1 pseudogene is annotated in these 276 nt (G+C 37.0%); it reads left to right on the forward strand.

Annotation, left to right across the window (positions count from 1 at the left end):
* Positions 1 to 276, forward strand: a pseudogene (locus SB679_RS24020) (DUF1343 domain-containing protein); the annotation flags it as partial.

The following is a 276-nucleotide window of genomic DNA, read 5'->3' on the forward strand; positions in this document are numbered from 1 at the left end:
GGAACTGAGCATCCTTTTCAGATTTATGGCTCTCCATGGACCGAAAGCTTACCTTATCAATTTACTCCAAAACCAAGTTATGGAGCAAAAGATCCTTTCTTAAACGGGAAGCTTTGTTATGGAGAAGATCTTTCCAATTATCCTAAAGATTTAAAAGAACTGAATTTGGAGTGGGTAATAAAGGCCTACCAAAACTATAAAAACCCACAACTGGATTTCTTTTTGAAAAACTTATGGTTTGATACCCTGTCCGGAACTGATGAATTCAGAAAGCAG

It is taken from the genome of Chryseobacterium sp. SIMBA_029, from assembly GCF_046535275.1.
GTDB lineage: Bacteria > Bacteroidota > Bacteroidia > Flavobacteriales > Weeksellaceae > Chryseobacterium.